This window comes from Rhodococcus sp. NPDC006774 (assembly GCF_040636045.1).
Taxonomy (GTDB): domain Bacteria; phylum Actinomycetota; class Actinomycetes; order Mycobacteriales; family Mycobacteriaceae; genus Rhodococcoides.
The window spans coordinates 39,705-59,065 of the sequence record NZ_JBEYIW010000022.1; the positions used below are offsets into that span (position 1 = coordinate 39,705).

A 19,361-nucleotide genomic window follows, 5' to 3' on the forward strand; every position below is an offset into this window, starting at 1 on the left:
ACATGACCTCGTCGAACAGACCTGCATCGAGTCTGCGATCGCAACTGCTTCGTAAGAAGCCGATCGTGGATCCGGACCAGCAGAGCAGTGGCGGACTGGAACGGACCATCGGCACCTTCCAACTGACGATGTTCGGCGTCGGTGCCACCATCGGTACCGGCATCTTCTTCGTCCTGTCGCTCGCGGTTCCCGAAGCCGGTCCCGCAGTGGTGCTCTCGTTCCTGGCCGCGGGTATCGCGGCCGGGCTCGCCGCCATCTGTTACGCCGAAATGGCATCGGCGGTGCCGGTTTCGGGCTCTACCTATTCCTACGCGTACGTGACGATGGGCGAGGTGGTCGCGATGGGCGTCGCCGCATGCCTGTTGCTCGAGTACGGAGTGTCCAGCGCTGCTGTCGCCGTCGGGTGGAGCGGGTACCTCAACGAGCTGTTGAACAACCTCTTCGGCTTCACCATCCCGCATGCGTTGTCCGCTGCGCCCGGTGACGCCGACCCCGGCATCATGAATCTGCCTGCGGTTGTGCTGATCGTGCTGTGCGCAGTTCTGCTCATTCGCGGTGCGAGCGAGTCGGCGGCCGTCAATGCCGTCATGGTCGTCATCAAACTCGGTGTGCTGGCTCTGTTCGCGATCGTCGGGTTCACTGCCTTCGACTCCGGCAATTTCTCCGACTTCATGCCCTTGGGCGCAGCAGGTGTGACGGCTGCCGCGGGCACGATCTTCTTCTCGTTCATCGGACTCGACGCGGTGTCCACCGCGGGCGACGAGGTGAAAGATCCGCAGAAGACCATGCCGCGAGCCATCATTGCGGCACTGATCGTCGTCATCGTCTTCTATCTCGTCGTGGCCGTGGCCGCCCTGGGGACTCAGCCCTGGACCGACTTCGCCGGCCAGGAGGAAGCCGGGCTGGCGGAGATCCTGCGCAACGTGACCGGGCAAGCCTGGCCGGCAACGATTCTGGCCGCAGGTGCGGTCATCTCCATCTTCTCGGTGACCCTGGTGACGATGTACGGACAGACTCGCATCCTGTTCGCCATGGGTCGGGACGGCATGTTGCCCAAAGCTTTTGCGAAGGTCAGTCCTCGTACGCACACGCCGGTCAACAACACGATCGTCGTCGCCGTCGTGATCTCGATCCTCGCCGCGTTCATTCCGCTCGACAAGCTGGCGGACCTGGTGTCGATCGGCACCCTCGTCGCGTTCATCGTCGTGTCCATCGGAGTGATCGTGCTGCGCCGCTCGATGCCCGATCTCGAACGGCCGTTCAAGGTTCCGGGATACCCGGTGACTCCGGTGCTGTCGGTCCTCGCGTGCCTGTACATCCTGTCCGGACTGCACTGGACCACGTGGTTCTGGTTCGGGCTCTGGCTCGCGGTGGTGTTGACGTTCTACTACTTCTGGGGTCGGCACCACTCGACGCTGCGTGGTGAAGAGCAGGGCGCACGATGAGCGTCCTGATCGCTTTCGCACCGGGGAAAGGCAGCGTCGGTGCCCTCGATCTCGGTGCCCAGCTCGCTCGGTCGTCGGGCACCGACATCGATGTGGCGACGGTGGTTCCCAAGCCGTGGTCGACTCCGTCGATGGCACGGGTCGATGCGGAGTTCGCCGACTGGGCTGCGACGACCGCAGCCGAGTCGGAGGCGAAAGCGCGCCACTACCTCGAAGATCGAGCACCCGACATCACCGCGTCGTTCCACCGATTCGCACACCGCTCGGTGTCGACGGCGTTGACCGAGGCGGCCGAGAGCATCTCGGCCTCGGTACTGGTTCTCGGGTCCTCGGGCGACGGCGCTCTGGGGCAGGTGGTCGTCGGGTCGACGGCAGACAAGCTGCTGCATTCGTCCCCGGTGACCGTGGCGCTCGCTCCCCGCGGCTATCGGATGCGCGAACGCGCCACTTTGACCCGGATCACGTGCGCGTTCTCCGGTGACAGCGAGGCCTCGCGCGTCGTGGGCCCGACCGCCGAACTCGCCCGAGACGCGGGCATTCCGCTCCGCCTCGCGTCGTTCGTCGTCCGCGGGGCGACGATGTATCCGCCCGAAGTCGGCCTACGCGTCGAGGACGACGTCGCCACCGAACTCGCCGTCGGGTTGAGCGAGGCCTTGACCGCAGCGATGGACGACGCAGTCGCAGTAGGGCTTCCGGCCGACCAGGTGACAACCGAACTGGCCATGGCAAGTAGCTGGCGCGAGGCTCTCGACGAAGTTCACTGGCAGGACGGCGAAGTGCTGGCCATCGGATCGTCCGGGCCACTGGGGCCGATAGCCCGAGTGTTCCTCGGGTCGCGGGCGACCAAGATCATCCGGCACTCACCGGTGCCGATCCTGGTGTTGCCACGGCGGTGATGCGGGCGAGTCATCGGTTGAGGGCCAGCACCGACAACAGCTCGTAGGCAACATGTGCCGCCGCGATTCCGGTGATCTCGGCGTGATCGTAGGCGGGTGCCACCTCGACGATGTCGGCACCGACCACGTTCAGGCCGACGAGTCCGCGCAGGGTGTTGAGCAACTCTCGGGACGTCATGCCACCGGCCTCGGGAGTGCCGGTACCCGGCGCATGTGCCGGGTCGAGAACGTCGATGTCGACCGAGACGTAGACCGGGCCGCCGTCGAGACGTCGGCGCATCCGTTCGACGATGCTGGCCACGCCGTCGACCTCGTAGTCGTCGGACCGAATCACCTGGAAGCCGAGCACACGATCGTCCTCGAGGTCCTGCTCGCTGTAGAGCGGGCCGCGAATGCCGATGTGCTGTGAGCGTTCCAGATCGATCAGACCCTCTTCGCTCGCTCGTCGGAACGGGGTGCCGTGTGTGTAGGGAGCACCGAAGTACGTGTCCCATGTGTCGAGGTGCGCGTCGAAGTGCAGCACCGCGATCGGCCCGTGATCGCGCGCGAGCGAACGCAGGATGGGTAGTGCGATGGTGTGGTCGCCGCCGAGGGTGAGAACCGACGAACCGTCGGCGCGCAGGTCCGTCACCGCGTCGTGCACCGTGGTCAGTGCCTCGGTGATGTCGAACGGATTGACGCCGATGTCACCGAAATCCGCCACCTGTTGGCGGGCGAAGGGAGAGACCTGCAGCGCTGGGTTGTAGGGCCGCAACAGTTTCGACGCTGCCCTGATGTGTCCCGGGCCGAAGCGTGCGCCGGGCCGGTAGCTCACTCCGGAATCGAACGGGACGCCGAGGATGGTCACGTCGGCGCGAGACACCTCGTCGAGCCTGGGCAGCCGTGCGAAGGTGGTCGGCTCGGCGTACCGGGGCACCTTCGTGGCGTCGACCGGGCCGATCGGTCCGTGCTCGGGATTGCTCGGGTTCATCGAGAATTCCTTCCGAAGTCGAGGTGACCGGTCACCGTGGGGTCGACCATGTCGCCCGCCAAGCGTTACGCTGATGCCCGGTCTTGTCAACACGTGTTTCCTGAAAGGTGGAGCGGTGTCGGTAGCTACCGCGGTCGTCGGTGATGCGCCGCGTATCGGTGCGCGGCTCAAGGAGGCGCGGCAGAAGAAGCGACTGACGCTCGATGCACTCGCCGACACCTGTGGAGTGACCAAGGGGTATCTGTCCAAGCTCGAACGCGACCAGGTCAATGCGTCGGTGGCGTCGCTGGTCAAGGTCTGTGCCGCTTTGGAGCTTCCGGTCGGCTCCCTGTTCGACGACGCCCCGTCCGGCGAGGTGGTTCGGGCGCAGTCGTTGCCGCGCATCATGTTCGGCGGAGAGTCGATGACCGAGTACCTGCTGACACCGGTGGGGGAGCGTCGGGTGCAGGTGCTGCTGAGCCGCATCGACGCCGGCGGCGGGAGTGGAGCCGAGGCGTACAGCCTCCCGCTCGACGTCACGTTCGTACACGTGATCACGGGTGAGTTGCGGGTGAGCTTCGAGGCCGAAGCGGACGGTACGTTCGCGGGCGACGAGGTGCTGCTCGGTCCTGGAGATGCGTTCACCTTCTCGCCGCGTCGCAGGCACAGTTTTCGAGCCGAAGGCAGGGGCGGTGCTCAGGTCCTGTGGGTGTTGGCACCCGCACTACCCGAGGAGTTGCCGAAGAGGAAACAGGAGTTGCCGCAATGACCGTCACCGTGTCGCTGTTCCAAGGGCCGGAGAACGCCGGCGATGTCGACGCGAACCTCGCCGCACTCGACGACGCAGCGAGGAGCGCGGCCGCGGCCGGCGCGTCCATCCTGGTGACTCCGGAGATGTCGGTCAGCGGGTACGACATCGGCGATCTGGTGCTCGAACGAGCCGAACCGTTCGACGGTCCGATCTTCGAGAAGGTGTCCGCAATTGCTCGATCTCGCCGCGTCGCAATCGTCTACGGATATCCCGAACGCAGTCATTCGAAGCTCGGTGGCGAGGCGGTGTTCAATGCGGTGCAGGTGGTCGATGCATCCGGTCGGTCGGTGGCGCGCTACCGCAAGACCCACCTGTTCGGTGAACTCGATCGCGCTCACTTCACTCCCGGGCCGGAACTGTTGGTGCAGTTCGACTTCGGTGGACTGCGGTGCGGCCTGCTCACCTGCTACGACGTCGAATTTCCGGAAACCGTTCGCGCGCACGCCGACGCCGGAACGCAGTGGCTCATCGTCCCGACCGGCCTGATGACCCCGTTCGAGATCATCGCAACCCACGTCGTCCCGACTCGGGCGTACGAGAGCCAGCTGTTCCTCACCTACGTCAACCGCTGTGGCACGGAGACGAGTCTGACCTACTGCGGACTGACCTGCGCCGTCGCGCCGGGAGGCACCGACCTCGCGCGTGCAGGCGCGCACGAACAGTTGCTGACGGTGGATCTGGATCCGGCCGAACTCCAACGATCACGCGCCGTCAACACCCACCTGGCCGATCGCCGAACCGACCTCTACCCGACAGGACCCTCGCGGGCCGAGCAGGAGACCGACCGATGACCACACCCGTCACCCCGGACAGCGCAATCGAATCCGAGGACGATCAGCCGCTCACGATGTTCGGTCCGGACTTCCCGTTCGCCTACGACGATTACCTGGCGCACCCGGCCGGCCTCGGCAGCGTTCCCGACGCTGCCCTCGGTACCGAGGTCGCGGTGATCGGGGGTGGTCTCGCGGGTATGGTCGTTGCGCGCGAGCTGCTCGAACTCGGGCTGAAACCCGTTGTGTACGAGTCCGATCGGATCGGCGGGCGCATGCGTTCGGTGCCGTTCGACGGGCACCCGGGTGTGGTGGCAGAGATGGGCGCGATGCGGTTTCCGCCGTCGTCGACCGCGCTGTTCCACTACCTCGACGCCGTCGGGCTCGAAACGACGCCGTTTCCGAACCCGCTGGCCGAGGTGACCCCGAGTACGGTGATCGATCTGAAGGGCGAGAGTCACTACGCGCAGAAACTCGACGACCTTCCGCCGATCTTCGCCGAGGTGGCCGAGGCGTGGAACAGGACGCTCGAGGATCACGCCGAACTGATTCCGCTGCAACGTGCCATCCGCAGGCGGGACGTGGAGACGATCAAGCGAATCTGGAACGAGCTGATCGTGAAGTTCGACGATCAGACCTTCTACGGATTTCTTGCTGCGTCCGAGCACTTCTCGTCGTTCCGAATGCGAGAGTTGTTCGGCCAGGTCGGCTTCGGAACGGGCGGATGGGACACCGATTATCCCAACTCCATTCTCGAGATCCTTCGTGTCGTCATCACCGCAGCGGACGATCACCATCGCGGAATCGTCGGCGGATCACAGCAACTGCCGCTGCGGCTGTGGACCGACCCGCCCGCGACCATGGCGCACTGGCCCGCGGGTACCTCGGTGGCCTCGCTGAACGGCGGCACCACGATGTCGCGAGTTACCGAGATCAGGCGCACAGACGGCGGCACCACGATTCACGACGACCGCGGCAACATCCGCACCTACGCTGCCGCCGTGGTGACCGCACAGAGTTGGATGTTGCTCAGCAACATCAGATGTGACGACGATCTGTTCCCCATCGACCACTGGACCGCCATCGAACGCACCCACTACATGGGGTCGACCAAAGTGTTCGCACTCGTCGATCGGCCGTTCTGGAAGGACAAGGATCCGGTCACCGGTCGAGACCTGGTCAGCATGACGCTGACCGATCGAATGAGTCGCGGCACCTACCTACTCGACCAGGGCGAGGGCAAGCCCGGGCTGATCTGCCTGTCCTACACGTGGTCCGACGATTCGCTCAAACTGCTGGCCCTCGACCCGACCGAGCGCATGAACATCATGCTGCGCTCACTGGAGGAGATCTATCCCGGCGTCGACTTCCGCAGCCACATCATCTCGACCCCGGTGACACTGTCCTGGGAAACCGAACGCGATTTCATGGGTGCCTTCAAAGCCAATCTGCCGGGCCACTACCGCTACCAGGAAAGACTGTTCACCCACTTCGTCCAGCACCAGCTCGACCCCAGGCATCGAGGAATCTTTCTCGCCGGTGACGACATCTCGTGGACCGCGGGCTGGGCCGAGGGTGCCATCCACACCGCGCTGAATGCGGTGTGGGGCGTCGTGCATCACTTGGGCGGTTCGTCGGCAGAAGGCAACCCGGGACCGGGCGATGTGTTCGAGTCGATTGCTCCGCTTCGGTTGGGCGACTGACCTTTCGGGGCCAACGACCTGGGTGTGCGCTCGTCGAACACGAACAGTGCCAGAGCGATGGTCAGCATCACGGCAACCACCCAGATCGCCCGTAGCCCGAACAGCTCGACCGCGACTGCGCCGAGCAGCGCCCCGCCGAAGAATCCCGAGATCACCGCGCCGAACCGTCGGGCGCGGGTGCCGGCCTCCAGATCGTGTTCGACCACTCGATGGAATGCAGCCATCGCCATACTGCGGAGATTGCCGGTCGTCATGGTGGTGTTGAACGGCGAATCCACCAGCACGCGAAAGGTGGTCACCTGCACGCCTGCAACGTGAGCGAGGATCACCGAGACCACCGCATCGGGCACGGTCGCCGGCAGAAATCCGACGACGAGGACCACGAGGATCTCGAACACCAGCACTGCACGCACCGGTCGTCGCACGATCTTCGCAACCGCGGGCAGCGCGATGAACTCCGCGGTCGCGACGCCCAGGACGAAGGCCGCCAACGGGGGTAGGAACGCCAGTGCCTCGACCCAGCGGCCGCCGGCGACATCGACGCCGAGCAGCACCACGTTGCCGGTCTGCGCGCCGGCGAACACTCCGCCACGGGTGATGTAGGTGTACGCGTCGAGGAATCCACCGACTGCCGCCAGCAGTACTCCGAGCCGAACCGACTTCGCAGTGGCGACGGCGGTATGGGGTTCGGGACGAGGCGTGGTCATCGGGAAATCCTGACACGAAGGCCGATATTCACGTTGTCGCGGCAAGCATCGAGAGCAACAATTCGGCTCGCACCCGCGCCGACGTCAGATCCACCGCGAGCAATTCCTCGCACCGCGTGATCCGGTTTCGCAGCGTGTGACGATGAACCGACAGGTGTGCCGCAGCGGTTTCCCAATGCCCGTTCGCCTCGAGGAAAGCCCGAAGTGATCCCACCAGATCGGCGGAATGGGTGCGGTCGTACTCGGCCAGTACCGCGATGGTCACTGCAGCCATGGCGCGCAACGACTCCTGTACCGGTGCGGAGGCCAGCAGCATCGATCCGGTGAATTCGACGATCCGGTCGTGGGGACCCGCCGCCGCGCAGGCGAGTGTGGCTTGCCGCAGCGCCGCAGGTGACTCGTCGATGTGCAGCCGGGAACTGATGCCTGCACACGTCGACCGAGGGAGTGATTCGACGAGGTGAGCGACGAATCGGGTGTCGTCGGAGCCGCGCAGCAGCAGTTCGCAGCCGGTGTCGGTGCGACGGGCGTAGGTCGGCCGCGCGCGGAGCCGGCACTCGGCATCGACTGCGTCGGCGATGCGCTCGGACGGTCCGCGGATAACCGCAACCCTGATGTGGGAGTCGTCGTCGGCAGCATCGGCGAGATAGCTCGGTAGGGCCGTGTCGTCGGTGGGCGGGAGGTGCCCGTCGAGCAACAACCCGAGTGCGAGGGTGTTGAGCCTGGACTGCTCCGCGCGCAGTCGTGCCGGCTTCTCGAGGTCGAGCGTCACCAGTGATACCGCGTGTCCCAGCAGGATCTGCTCGACCCCGGTCATCGGCCCTGTGGTGCGAATGGCCAGGAAAGTCGGAGCGCCACCGGTGACTGCAACCGCATGCAGTGTCACTGTGCGCCCCGGTTCGCTCGCCGACACGGTGGCGGGAGAGGACGACGGCCGGATGCTGCGGGCGATCTCGCGGGCCTGCTCGACGAGGTCGGAAGCGTCTGCGGGATGAAACGGCTCGGTGCGCCGGCCGATCAGCGCCACCGATGTCGACGTGGCAACGGCGAGCTCACGGACGATCGCGTTCACGCCGCCGTGCAGTGCTGCCCGAGTGATGCGGTTCTGCACGGACGCCGCGCGGACGACCTGCTCGTACTCCTGCTCGGAGATTCTCTTCATGACCGCGCGAATGACGGCGGCGAAGGGAATGTCGTAGGGGACTTCCACGACGGGAAGTCCCACATCCTCGGCGGTCTCGAGTATGTGTCGCGGAATTGTGCTGTGGGACAGTCCGACTCCGAAACCGAGGCAGGCGACACCAGCGGCGGCGAGGGTGCGGACGTAGGTGGACAGCGCGGGGCCGTCGGAGTCGAACCCGAGCCCGGTCGTCAGAATCAGCTCACCGCCGGACAGCCACGGGCTGGGGTCGGTGAGCTCGGTCGCCTGCGCGAAGGTGATGGGTACGGCGCTGCGTTCGGGTCCTCCGCGGTGACTCAGTCGAAGGTGTCGTTGCCTCAGCAGCCAGGACATCTGCACGCTCACCTGTCGAACTGTAAACCCCGGGTCGACGAAATGGAGTGCAACCTGCCCTTCGAATGGACGAATTGGCAGCAGGCCTGGGCGGTCGACCGGTCGCATACTTGCTGGACCAGCCCACACGAAAGGTGCGACCATGGCCTCGATCGAGTACCGACTTCCGCAGGAGCGCAAGATCGTCACCGCCTTCCCCGGGCCGAAGTCGGCGGCGTTGGCGCAGCGCCGCAAGGCCGTCGTCGGTGCAGGCGTGGCGTCGACGTTGCCGGTGTACGTGGCCGACGCGGACGGTGGCGTCGTGGTCGATGTCGACGGGAATTCGCTGATCGACCTCGGGGCCGGAATCGCCGTGACGACAGTCGGTGCATCCAATCCGGCAGTCGTTGCTGCAGTGCAGGATCAGGTCGGACACTTCACCCACACGTGTTTCATGATCGCGCCGTACGAGGGTTACATCGAGGTCGCCGAGAAGCTGGCCGAGTTGACGCCGGGCGATCACGACAAGCGCAGCGTTCTGTTCAACAGTGGTGCCGAGGCCGTCGAGAACGCGGTCAAGATCGCACGTCACGCCACCGGGCGGTCGGCTGTCGTCGTGTTCGACCACGCGTACCACGGTCGTACCAATCTGACGATGGCGCTGACGTCCAAGTCGATGCCGTACAAGAGTGGGTTCGGGCCGTTCGCTCCCGAGGTCTATCGAGCGCCGATGTCGTATCCGTTCAGGGAGGGCCTGAACGCCGACGGTTCCGCGGTGACCGGTGCCCAGGCTGCGGCCCGGGCGATCTCCGTCATCGAGAAGCAGGTCGGCGCGGGCAATCTCGCGGCCATCCTGATCGAGCCGATCCAGGGCGAGGGCGGCTTCATCGTGCCCGCAGAAGGATTCCTCCCGGCACTGGCGGACTGGGCACGCGAGAACGGCGTCGTGTTCATCGCAGACGAGGTGCAGGCCGGATTCACCCGCACCGGTGCGTGGTTCGCGAGCGAACACGAGGGCATCGTGCCGGATCTGATCACCATGGCGAAGGGTATCGCAGGAGGTATGCCGCTGGCCGCGGTCACCGGCCGTGCCGATCTGATCGACGCCGTGCACCCCGGTGGACTCGGTGGCACCTACGGCGGCAACCCCGTCGCCTGCGCCGCGGCACTGGCGTCCATCGAGCAGATGGAGACACTCGACCTCAATGCACGCGCCCGCGACATCGAACGCATCGTGTTCGAGCGACTGAATGCGCTGCGTACCGAGATCGGCATCATCGGTGAGGTGCGTGGTCGCGGAGCCATGCTTGCGATCGAACTCGTCCTGCCGGGTGGGCGTGAGCCCAACCCGGAGGCCACCAAAGCCGTTGCGGCGGCGGCACTCGAGGCCGGGGTGATAGTGCTGACGTGCGGCACCTACGGCAATGTCATCCGGTTGCTGCCGCCACTGGTGATCTCCGACGACTTGCTGAGCGAGGCGCTCACCGTCCTCGAAGATGCGCTTCGCGCTGTCGCACAGGGGAACTGACATGTCGGCTTCCGCCTTGATCTCCTCGCTGCCCACCGATCTGTGGCTCGGCGGCGTGCAGGCGACCTCTGCGTCGGGTGCACGATTCGCCGTGCTGAACCCGGCGACCGGCGAGGAGTTGACCACCGTCGCCGACGCGACCGCGGCCGATGGCATCACCGCGCTCGACCGTGCCGCCGAGGCGCAACCGGGATGGGCGGCAACGCCCGCTCGTGAGCGAGCCGAGATTCTGCGGCGCGCCTTCGACCTGCTGCAGGAGCGTGCTGCCGACTTCGCCCTGCTGATGACGCTCGAAATGGGAAAGTCGTTGGCGGAGAGCCACGGTGAGGTGAAGTACGGCAGCGAATTCCTACGCTGGTTCGGTGAGGAAGCCGTCCGAATCGGTGGACGGTTCACCCCCGCCCCTGCGGGTAACGGCTCGATCCTGGTCACCAAGTCGCCGGTCGGCCCGGTCCTGGCGATCACCCCGTGGAACTTTCCGCTGGCCATGGGCACACGCAAGATCGGCCCGGCACTGGCGGCGGGTTGCACCGTCATCGTCAAACCGGCCGAGGACACCCCACTGACGATGCTTCTGCTCGGACAGGTGTTCGCCGACGCAGGGTTGCCGAGTGGTGTGTTGTCGATACTTCCCACCTCCGACGCCGCCTCCGTCACGGGCCCGTTGATGGACGATCCGAGGCTGCGGAAGATCACGTTCACCGGATCGACCGGAGTCGGAAAGCTGTTGGTGCGCAACGCAGCAGATCGACTGCTGCGGACGTCGATGGAACTCGGTGGCAACGCTCCGTTCATCGTGTTCGACGACGCAGACATCGACGCCGCTGTCGACGGAGCGATGCTGGCCAAGATGCGCAACGGCGGCGAGGCCTGCACGGCGGCCAACCGCCTGTACGTCGCGAACTCCGTGCGTGAGGAATTCACCGCGAAGTTGACCGCGCGGATCGAGGCACTGACGGTCGGTCCGGGTGACCGCGAGGGCACCGACATCGGGCCGCTCATCAACGACAAACAGCGTCGGACTGTCACCGCCCTCGTCGACGACGCCGTCGCGAAGGGAGCACGGGTGCGCACCGGCGGAGCTGCACCCGAGGGGCCCGGATTCTTCTACGCGCCGACGGTTCTCGACAGCATCCCGGCCGACGCGAATCTGTTGCAGGACGAGATCTTCGGCCCGGTCGCAGCGATCGTCGGATTCGACACCGAGGGCGAGGCCGTGGCCGCGGCCAACGACACCAGGTACGGGTTGGTGGCGTACTTCTACACCGAGAGCCTCGACCGCGCCCTTCGGGTGTCGGCGGCTCTGGACACCGGCATGGTCGGCGTCAATCGCGGTGCGATCTCCGACGCCGCAGCCCCGTTCGGTGGTGTCAAGGAATCGGGCTTCGGACGCGAGGGCGGGTCGGAGGGTATCGAGGAGTACCTCGAGACCAAGTACATCGCGCTCAGGTAGCGGTGCACGTATCGCTCCACTCCGCGACCGAGGGCGCGGGAATCCGCGACTTTCGGCCGGGAGTGGAGCGAGAGGGTGCGAGCCGGCGGTCAGTTCTGCGCGGCGGCGATTCGATCCTCGGCCAGGCGATCGGCTGCGGCTCCCAGCAGGATGCCCTCGGCGCGAGCGATGGCGAAGATGCCCGCGACCGTGCTGCGGATCTTGCCGATCGTGGCCATCACCTCGGTCGAATCCTTGCCGCGCAGTTCGCCTTCCACCTGGATCAGGCCGCCGGCGTTGGCAACGTAGTCGGGTACCCAGACAATCCCGCGCGCAGCCAGCATGGCTTCGACATCGGGTGTGAGGAGTTGATTGTTCGCTGCGCCGCACACGATGGACGCCGACAGCCGGGCCACCGACGAGGCGTCGAGAGTGGCACCCATGGCGCACGGCGCATAGACGTCGATGTCGGCACCGATGATGTCGGATTCGACGGTGACACCGGGGAAGTCGGTGACGATGCGATCGAGGGCGGGCGCGTAGGAGTCGCTGACGATCACCTCGGCACCTGCCTCGCGAAGCAGTGCGACGAGGTTGTAACCCACTTTGCCCGCACCTTCGACGCCGACGCGCTTGCCGGTCAGATCGTCGGAGCCCCAGGTCGATTCGGCTGCGGCCAGAAGAGAGAGGAAGACTCCGAGCGCGGTTTGGGGGCCGCTGTCGCCGGTGCCGCCTGCGGTGGTGTTCTTGCCGACTACGTGCGCCGTCTCCTCGGCGATGATGTCGAGATCGTCGCTGTTGGTGCCCACATCGCCTGCGGTCACGTATGTTCCGCCGAGCGACTCGACGAACCGGCCGTACGCGCCCAGTAGCGTCGGGGTCTTGATGGCGTTGGGGTTGCCGATGATCACCGCTTTTCCGCCGCCGAGATCGACGCCCGCAACGGCGGCCTTGTAGGTCATTCCCCGGGAGAGCCGTAGTACATCGGTCAACGCATCCTGCTCGGATGCGTAGGGGTAGAAGCGCGTTCCGCCGAGAGCGGGTCCCAACGCAGTGGAGTGGACCGCAATGATCGCGCGCAACCCGGTGTCGCGATCCTGGCAGAACACGACGCGCTCGTGTGCGGAGTCGCGCGGCATGTCGGGACGATCGAACACGCCCGTCGGCAGGGGATCGTTCGAGGTGGGTACGACGGCGGGGTGGTCGGCAACGATGGACACAGGCAGTCTCTTTCGGTGATGAGGCGGCGGTACCCGGAAATGGATGGTGTCCGGGAACATGTCCGTCGAAGAGTGCCGTGAACGTGCACGCTGGTCAACCACCGTTACCGAGAACGTGCATGTTGCACTGTGGCGCGTGAATCGACTCGGCAGAGCTGGTCTGGCTGCTCAGCGTCGGCCCTCCTCGGCGAGCTGTTCGAGCAACGGCTTGGTGCGGTACTGAATCAGCTCCGACATCGCGATGGACATGTTGGTGCGCTCGACACCGGGAATGTCGAGGATGAGACCTGCGATGCGATACAGGTCGTCGGCGTCGACGGCGGCGATGCGGATGTGCATGTCCGCAGCCCCGGACAGCCCGAACACCTCGAGCACTTCCGGAATGGTGCGCAGGTGTTCGGTGACCGCCGCCAGGGTGTGCTGGTTGACCTGTGCGGTGACGAATGCCTGCAGCGGGCGTCCCAGCGACTTCGGCGGAATGCGGTGATCGATCGGGGTCAGTGATCCTTTGTCGTCCCATCGACCGAGGCGTGCCTGGACGGTGTTGCGAGACAGGTTCAGTGTGGTGGCGAGTTCGACACCGGTGGCTCGTGGCCTCGCGCAGAGGGCGAGCAGGAGCCGGGCGTCGGTCTTGTCCAAATCGGTCATTGCGCACTTCCTGTCGCTCGGTCGTTACCCAATATTGTGCACGCTGCGCAGTTCTGAAGTCATCGCTTGTGCAGTGTGGATGTCGGTGGTGTCCTTGTGAAGGACATCACATCAGGACGGAGAGTGCCACGACCATGAACACCAACTCGCTGGTTCAGCTGATCAAAGAATCGGGAACAGTGGTGCGCAACGAGACCTACTCGCCCCTCGTCGCCGACATCGACACGGCCGCGATGATGGAGATGTACCGCGATCTCGTTGTCGTCCGGCGTATCGATTCCGAGGCCACCGCACTGCAGCGACAGGGCGAACTGGGCTTGTGGGCTCCGTTGCTCGGGCAGGAAGCAGCACAGGTCGGATCCGCTCGTGCGCTCGACACCGAGGACTTCGTGTTCGCCAGCTACCGCGAGCACGGTGTCGCTTACTGTCGCGGAGTAGACCCCACCCAGATGCTGCGGTTCTGGCGCGGATCGACACTGTCCGGCTGGGACCCGTACGAGTACCGCATGACTACACCGGCGATCATCGTCGGATCGCAGGGTCTGCACGCGACCGGTTACGCGATCGGTATGCAGCTCGAGGGCGCCGAGGGCGCAGCCATCACCTACTTCGGTGACGGCGCGACCAGCCAGGGCGACATCTCCGAGGCGCTGGGTTTCGCCGCCAGTTTCCATGCACCGGTGGTGTTCTTCTGTCAGAACAATCAGTGGGCGATCTCCGAACCGGTGACGGTGCAGACGAAGGCGACGATCGCCGCTCGTGGTGAGGGCTACGGAATACCATCGGTGCGCGTCGACGGTAACGACGTCCTCGCGGTTCTGGCGGTGACCAGGGCAGCGCTGGCGCGGGCGCGTGAAGGCAGTGGCCCGACGCTCATCGAGGCCGTCACCTACCGCATGGGCCCGCACACCACCTCCGACGATCCGACGCGATACCGCTCGGGTGCCACCGACGACGAATGGCGCGCCAAGGATCCGATCGACCGAATCGAGAAGCTGCTCAAGCGAATCGGCGTGTTCGACGACGCGTTCGCCGCCTCGGTGAAGCGGACGGCCGACGACGTCGCCGCCGAGCTTCGTCGCGGATGCCTGGAGACAGTCGAACCGGCGGCGATGTCGGTGTTCGACAACGTCTACGCCGACCCCCACCCCCTCCTGGACGACGAGCGAGCCCAGTTCGCCTCGTACCAAGCCGGATTCGAAGGAGCCATGTCATGACCACCCTGGAACGGCCCACCAGTCTTCCGTTGGGCAAGGCCATCAACGCAGGTCTGCGACGAGCGATGGAGAACGATCCGAAAGTCCTGCTGATGGGCGAGGACATCGGCAAGCTCGGCGGCGTCTTCCGCATCACCGACGGCCTGCAGAAAGACTTCGGCCCCGGTCGTGTACTCGACATGCCGCTGGCCGAATCGGGCATCATCGGCACCGCAGTCGGACTCGCGATGCGGGGATTCCGCCCCGTGTGCGAGATCCAATTCGACGGCTTCATCTATCCGGCGTTCGACCAGATCGTCTCGCAGGTCGCCAAACTGCACTACCGCACCAGTGGAAACGTCAAGATCCCGATGACGATCAGAGTGCCCTACGGTGGCGGAATCGGTGCCGTCGAGCATCATTCGGAGTCTCCCGAAGGATATTTCGCGCAGACCGCAGGCCTTCGCGTCGTCACCTGCAGCAATGCCGCCGACGGTTACTCGATGATTCAGCAGGCCATCGCCAGCGACGACCCGGTCCTGTTCTTCGAGCCGAAGCGCCGGTACTGGGAGAAGAGCCCGATCGATCTGGAGTCGCGTGATCTCGACGCGTCCTACCCTCTGCATCGCGCGCGGGTGGTCACCGAGGGCACCGACATTACCCTCATCGCCTACGGCCCACTCGTTGCCACCGCCCGCAAGGCCGCCGAAGTCGCTGCCCACGAGGGAATCTCGATCGAGGTCATCGACCTGCGTTCTCTCTCGCCGATCGACTTCGAGACCATCGAGGCCTCGGTGCGCAAGACCGGACGGCTGGTCGTCACGCACGAGGCCCCCGTGTTCATGGGCCTCGGCTCCGAGATCGCCGCTCGGATCTCCGAACGCTGCTTCTACAACCTCGAAGCGCCGGTGCTGCGCGTCGGTGGCTTCGGTACTCCGTACCCGGCATCGAAGCTGGAGAAGTTCTATCTCCCCGACGTCGACCGGATTCTCGACGCAGTCGACCGCTGCCGCTCGCACTGACCTCGCGCTCACCGACCGCCGCCGATACGTACCGAACAGGATTCGACGATGCCCACCATCAAGAGCTTTCCGTTGCCCGACCTCGGGGAAGGACTCACCGAAGCCGATCTGCTGACCTGGCTCGTCGCCGTCGGTGACACCATCGAGCTGAATCAGAACATCGCCGAGGTCGAAACGGCCAAGGCCGCCGTCGAACTTCCCTCACCGTTCGCGGGCGTCGTTGCTGCCCTTCATGTGTCGGAAGGTGACACCGTCGAGGTCGGCGTCCCGATCATCGATATCCGCGTCGATGGAGGCACCGACGACGTCGCAGCTACCCCCGAGCTAGCCGCCGATGTGGACGACGCGAGTCCGGTGGAGGACAGCGAGGAACGCGTCCCGGTTCTCGTCGGCTACGGCGTGGCGAAGGAAGGGTCGAGTCGACGCGGCGGCCGAGGGACCACGCCGGTCGCTCCGACCTCGAGCGGCCAGAACGGTAAACCGCTCGCTACACCGCCGGTGCGAAAGATTGCCAAGGACAACGCTGTCGATCTTGCCGAGGTACCCCCGACCGGAGCTCGCGGCGACGTCACCCGCGACGATGTCGAGTCGTATCTGCACGGAGCAGACACTGCAGGGGAGCCGACCCCACTGCGGGTCGGACGCGAAGTGCGCACACCGATCAAGGGAGTGCGCAAGCACACGGCGGATGCGATGGTGCGCAGTGCATTCACCGCTCCACACGTCACCGAATTCGTGACCGTGGACGTCACCGAGACCCTGACATTGCTTGAGTCCCTGAAGTCCTCGGCTCACTTCGCCGACGTGCGGCTGACTCCGCTGGCTCTGGTCGCCAAGGCGGTTCTCGTTGCGTTGAAATCGAATCCCTCGCTCAATTCGTCCTGGGACGAGGCAGCTCAGGAGATCGTCACCAAGTACTACGTGAACCTCGGCATCGCCGCGGCGACCCCGCGCGGATTGATGGTTCCCAACATCAAGGACGCCCACGAACTCTCGTTGGTGGATATCGCGCGCGCACTGGCAGAGCTGACGCGCACGGCCAAGGAGGGCAAGAGCAGTCCTGCCGACCTGGCCGACGGAACCATCACCATCACCAACGTCGGAGTGTTCGGTGTCGATGCAGGCACTCCCATCCTCAATCCCGGCGAAGCTGCCATCCTGTGCTTCGGTTCGATCCGCCGCATGCCCTGGGAACACGAGGGTGCCATCGCACTGCGGTCGGTGACGACACTGTCGCTCTCGTTCGATCACCGTCTCGTCGACGGCCAGCAGGGATCGCAGTTCCTCGCCCTCGTAGGCCGGTTGCTCAGCACTCCGATGGATATGATCGCCCTGAGCTGATTCACGCAGCTCGGCTCGATGGAGACGGCTCTACGGGAACAAGGGTGCGAGTGTGGCCGAGGCGATCGACGAGTACTTCCTGCAGCAGGTTCGGTCGATCCGGCCCGGTCGGTCGGTCGACGCGGATCCGCAGCGACTGATCCGGTACTTCGACGCGCAACTCGCGAGCCGGCATCTCGACTTCGCCGCGCGCTGGTTGCAGTCCGCGGGCTTCGGCTACTACACCATCGGCTCGTCCGGGCACGAGGCCAACTCAGCTGTCGGTGCCGCGACCACGGTCACCGACCCGGCGCTCCTGCACTACCGATCCGGCGGCTTCTATGCCGCACGCGCACAACAGTATCCGGGTTCGACGCCGATCCAGAACGTGCTGGCGAGCCTGATTGCCTCGACATCCGATCCCATGTCCGGTGGCCGCCACAAGGTGTTCGGGCATCCGGACCTGGGCATCGTTCCGCAGACATCGACCATCGGTTCACAGGTGCCGCGCGCGGTCGGTCTGGCGTTCGCACTGGGGCGGGCGAAGGCACTCCGGCATCGAACCCCGTGGCCCGAGGACGCCATCGTCGTGTGCAGCTTCGGCGATGCCTCGGCCAATCATTCGACGACGGTGGGTGCGCTGAACTCTGCGGCCTATTGCGCACACCAATCCGTTCCGATGCCGATCCTGTTCGTCTGCGAGGACAACGGAATCGGGATCAGTACCCGATCGCCGCGGGGTTGGATCGCGCAGTCGCTCGGCCGATTACCGTCGATCGAGTACGTGCGCGCCGACGGCGATGATCCGATCGAACTGATGCGCACCGTCGACGCTGCGGTAGCGACGGTACGGGCGAGGCGGCGTCCGGTGGTCCTCCACCTCGAAACGGTGCGGTTGATGGGCCACGCCGGTTCCGATGCCGAACTCGCGTACCGCACCAACGCAGACATCGTCGGCGACTACGCACGAGATCCGTTGCTCGCCGGCGCACGCGCGCTGATCGGGGCAGGTGTGCTCTCTGCAGCCGACGTCGAAGGCCGCTACGAGGCGATGCGCGAGACCGTCATGACCGAGGCCGAGGCAATGGTCGAGTCCCTGCGGTCCGGGGCGTCGTCGCGCCTGGCTACCGCGGACGCGGTGATGGCCCCGCTCACCGAACGGCGACCGACTGCGGTAACCGCCACCGAACAGAGCCTGCGACCTGCAGAGGGCGGGCCGCGTCTGACGCTTGCAGCCATGATCAACAGGACGCTCACCGACATCATGGCGGCGCGACCGGACGTCCTCGTGTTCGGCGAGGACGTGGCCGTCAAGGGTGGCGTCTACGGCGTCACGAAAGGCTTACGCAAGAAGTTCGGCGCAGCAAGGGTTTTCGACACACTGCTCGACGAGCAGACCGTGCTCGGCACCGCCCTCGGTGCTGCGCTCGCGGGATTCGTCCCCATACCCGAGATTCAGTATCTCGCCTACCTGCACAACGCCGAGGACCAGCTTCGCGGCGAGGCGGCGTCGCTGAAGTTCTTCTCCGACGCCCAGTACACCAACGGGATGGTGGTGCGCATCGCCGGTCTGGCGTATCAACGCGGTTTCGGCGGACATTTCCACAACGACAATGCGGTCGCCGTTCTGCGCGACATTCCGGGCATAGTGGTTGCTGTCCCGAGTTCGGCGGCGGAGGCCGCCGGTCTGCTCCGAACGTGTGTGGCACTGGCCGTCGAGGAGGGGCGGGTGTGCGTTTTCCTGGAGCCGATCGCGTTGTATCACCGCACCGACCTGCTCGACGGTGACGGGGCATTGCGTTGTGCCGACCATGCTTCGACCGAATTCGGCACGGTCGCAACGCATGGCGATGGCGTCGATCTGGCGATCGTCACGTTCGGGAACGGCGTGGTGATGAGTAGACGAGCCGCGTCCACGTTGCGCGAACACGGGATCGCTGTCACGGTTGTCGATCTGCGATGGGTCGTTCCGCTCCCGAGCGAGGATCTGCTGCACCGGCTCTCGGAATTCGATCGGGTACTGATCGCCGACGAGACCCGGCACGACGGGGGAGTGGGCGAGGGCGTCCTGACCGCTCTGGTCGAGGGAGGCTACGACGGTGCCATCCACAGAGTGTCGAGTGCGAATTCGTTCGTACCACTCGGTGCCGCGGCCGATCTGGTCCTCCTGTCGGAAGACCGGATCGTCGCCGCGGCCCTGAAGCTGATCGAAGTCGAGTGAC

At 65.5% G+C, this 19,361-nt stretch carries 16 protein-coding genes; 11 read left to right on the forward strand and 5 right to left on the reverse strand.

All coding sequences use genetic code 11. The features are described 5' to 3' along the window. Window positions 1-2: 2 nt before the first annotated feature. On the forward strand, window positions 3-1,445 hold the full coding sequence (locus ABZ677_RS23575) for an amino acid permease (RefSeq protein WP_094633789.1): 1,443 nt from the start codon (window positions 3-5) through the stop codon (window positions 1,443-1,445). Further along, a complete protein-coding gene (locus tag ABZ677_RS23580; RefSeq protein WP_358373813.1) occupies window positions 1,442-2,341 on the forward strand; it encodes a universal stress protein in 900 nt (299 codons plus the stop codon). The genes ABZ677_RS23575 and ABZ677_RS23580 overlap by 4 nt, the downstream gene beginning before the upstream one ends. 10 nt (window positions 2,342-2,351) lie before the next feature. Here ABZ677_RS23580 and speB read toward each other — a convergent pair whose 3' ends face one another. After that, on the reverse strand, window positions 2,352-3,311 hold the full coding sequence (speB, locus tag ABZ677_RS23585) for an agmatinase (protein ID WP_037190678.1): 960 nt from the start codon (window positions 3,309-3,311) through the stop codon (window positions 2,352-2,354). A gap of 115 nt (window positions 3,312-3,426) precedes the next feature. Here speB and ABZ677_RS23590 point away from each other — a divergent pair, with 115 nt between their 5' ends. From ABZ677_RS23590 to ABZ677_RS23600, 3 genes are read left to right on the forward strand one after another with little or no spacing between them, the layout of a single operon-like run. Beyond that, the gene (locus ABZ677_RS23590; protein ID WP_358373816.1) at window positions 3,427-4,059 is read left to right on the forward strand and encodes an XRE family transcriptional regulator; all 633 of its coding nucleotides are present in this window, start codon (window positions 3,427-3,429) and stop codon (window positions 4,057-4,059) included. Further along, a complete protein-coding gene (locus ABZ677_RS23595; protein ID WP_037190679.1) occupies window positions 4,056-4,892 on the forward strand; it encodes a carbon-nitrogen hydrolase family protein in 837 nt (278 codons plus the stop codon). The genes ABZ677_RS23590 and ABZ677_RS23595 overlap by 4 nt, the downstream gene beginning before the upstream one ends. Continuing rightward, entirely contained in the window at window positions 4,889-6,574 is a 1,686-nt protein-coding gene (locus ABZ677_RS23600; protein WP_037190680.1) for an NAD(P)/FAD-dependent oxidoreductase, read from the forward strand. Before ABZ677_RS23595 ends, ABZ677_RS23600 begins: the two co-directional genes overlap by 4 nt. Here the strand turns inward: ABZ677_RS23600 and ABZ677_RS23605 are convergent. Further along, window positions 6,490-7,281: a YoaK family protein gene (locus ABZ677_RS23605; RefSeq protein ID WP_358373820.1), complete on the reverse strand. Its 792-nt coding sequence runs from the start codon at window positions 7,279-7,281 to the stop codon at window positions 6,490-6,492. The two genes, ABZ677_RS23600 and ABZ677_RS23605, sit on opposite strands and share 85 nt — an antisense overlap. Before the next feature lie 28 nt (window positions 7,282-7,309). Next, entirely contained in the window at window positions 7,310-8,806 is a 1,497-nt protein-coding gene (locus ABZ677_RS23610; protein ID WP_358373823.1) for a PucR family transcriptional regulator, read from the reverse strand. A 130-nt stretch (window positions 8,807-8,936) separates the two neighbouring features. Between ABZ677_RS23610 and gabT the strand changes: the two genes are divergently transcribed. Next, window positions 8,937-10,301, forward strand: coding sequence for a 4-aminobutyrate--2-oxoglutarate transaminase (gene gabT, locus ABZ677_RS23615; protein WP_358373826.1), 1,365 nt, complete (start codon window positions 8,937-8,939; stop codon window positions 10,299-10,301). 1 nt (window position 10,302) lies between these two features. Continuing rightward, window positions 10,303-11,754 carry an NAD-dependent succinate-semialdehyde dehydrogenase gene (locus tag ABZ677_RS23620; protein ID WP_358373829.1) on the forward strand — a complete coding sequence of 484 codons (1,452 nt, stop codon included), beginning with the start codon at window positions 10,303-10,305 and terminating at the stop codon, window positions 11,752-11,754. A gap of 89 nt (window positions 11,755-11,843) precedes the next feature. Here the strand turns inward: ABZ677_RS23620 and ABZ677_RS23625 are convergent, their stop codons facing one another. Together ABZ677_RS23625 and ABZ677_RS23630 are read right to left on the reverse strand one after the other, a co-directional pair. Next, window positions 11,844-12,872 carry a Glu/Leu/Phe/Val dehydrogenase dimerization domain-containing protein gene (locus ABZ677_RS23625; protein WP_358373877.1) on the reverse strand — a complete coding sequence of 343 codons (1,029 nt, stop codon included), beginning with the start codon at window positions 12,870-12,872 and terminating at the stop codon, window positions 11,844-11,846. Window positions 12,873-13,121: 249 nt separating this feature from the next. Continuing rightward, complete coding sequence (locus ABZ677_RS23630; RefSeq protein WP_037188511.1) at window positions 13,122-13,601, reverse strand: Lrp/AsnC family transcriptional regulator; 480 nt, start codon at window positions 13,599-13,601, stop codon at window positions 13,122-13,124. 134 nt (window positions 13,602-13,735) lie between these two features. Here ABZ677_RS23630 and pdhA point away from each other — a divergent pair, with 134 nt between their 5' ends. From pdhA to ABZ677_RS23650, 4 genes are read left to right on the forward strand one after another with little or no spacing between them, the layout of a single operon-like run. Then, on the forward strand, window positions 13,736-14,818 hold the full coding sequence (gene pdhA / locus ABZ677_RS23635; RefSeq protein ID WP_037188508.1) for a pyruvate dehydrogenase (acetyl-transferring) E1 component subunit alpha: 1,083 nt from the start codon (window positions 13,736-13,738) through the stop codon (window positions 14,816-14,818). Further along, entirely contained in the window at window positions 14,815-15,819 is a 1,005-nt protein-coding gene (locus ABZ677_RS23640) for an alpha-ketoacid dehydrogenase subunit beta (protein ID WP_037188505.1), read from the forward strand. The genes pdhA and ABZ677_RS23640 overlap by 4 nt, the downstream gene beginning before the upstream one ends. Window positions 15,820-15,867: 48 nt before the next feature. Then, the gene (locus ABZ677_RS23645; RefSeq protein ID WP_358373834.1) at window positions 15,868-17,160 is read left to right on the forward strand and encodes a dihydrolipoamide acetyltransferase family protein; all 1,293 of its coding nucleotides are present in this window, start codon (window positions 15,868-15,870) and stop codon (window positions 17,158-17,160) included. A 52-nt stretch (window positions 17,161-17,212) separates the two neighbouring features. Continuing rightward, window positions 17,213-19,360, forward strand: a complete 2,148-nt coding sequence (locus tag ABZ677_RS23650; RefSeq protein ID WP_358373837.1) for a thiamine pyrophosphate-dependent enzyme — start codon at window positions 17,213-17,215, stop codon at window positions 19,358-19,360. Window position 19,361: the final 1 nt, after the last annotated feature.

Excerpts from the sequence above, each read along its gene's own strand:
- ABZ677_RS23620 (WP_358373829.1), top strand. The coding sequence starts at position 10,303 with ATGTCGGCTTCCGCCTTGATCTCCTCGCTGCCCACCGATCTGTGGCTC.
- ABZ677_RS23605 (WP_358373820.1), bottom strand. The coding sequence starts at position 7,281 with ATGACCACGCCTCGTCCCGAACCCCATACCGCCGTCGCCACTGCGAAG.
- ABZ677_RS23580 (WP_358373813.1), top strand. The coding sequence starts at position 1,442 with ATGAGCGTCCTGATCGCTTTCGCACCGGGGAAAGGCAGCGTCGGTGCC.
- ABZ677_RS23595 (WP_037190679.1), top strand. The coding sequence starts at position 4,056 with ATGACCGTCACCGTGTCGCTGTTCCAAGGGCCGGAGAACGCCGGCGAT.
- speB (WP_037190678.1), bottom strand. The coding sequence starts at position 3,311 with ATGAACCCGAGCAATCCCGAGCACGGACCGATCGGCCCGGTCGACGCC.
- ABZ677_RS23575 (WP_094633789.1), top strand. The coding sequence starts at position 3 with ATGACCTCGTCGAACAGACCTGCATCGAGTCTGCGATCGCAACTGCTT.
- ABZ677_RS23630 (WP_037188511.1), bottom strand. The coding sequence starts at position 13,601 with ATGACCGATTTGGACAAGACCGACGCCCGGCTCCTGCTCGCCCTCTGC.
- ABZ677_RS23640 (WP_037188505.1), top strand. The coding sequence starts at position 14,815 with ATGACCACCCTGGAACGGCCCACCAGTCTTCCGTTGGGCAAGGCCATC.
- ABZ677_RS23625 (WP_358373877.1), bottom strand. The coding sequence starts at position 12,872 with ATGCCGCGCGACTCCGCACACGAGCGCGTCGTGTTCTGCCAGGATCGC.
- gabT (WP_358373826.1), top strand. The coding sequence starts at position 8,937 with ATGGCCTCGATCGAGTACCGACTTCCGCAGGAGCGCAAGATCGTCACC.
- pdhA (WP_037188508.1), top strand. The coding sequence starts at position 13,736 with ATGAACACCAACTCGCTGGTTCAGCTGATCAAAGAATCGGGAACAGTG.
- ABZ677_RS23645 (WP_358373834.1), top strand. The coding sequence starts at position 15,868 with ATGCCCACCATCAAGAGCTTTCCGTTGCCCGACCTCGGGGAAGGACTC.
- ABZ677_RS23600 (WP_037190680.1), top strand. The coding sequence starts at position 4,889 with ATGACCACACCCGTCACCCCGGACAGCGCAATCGAATCCGAGGACGAT.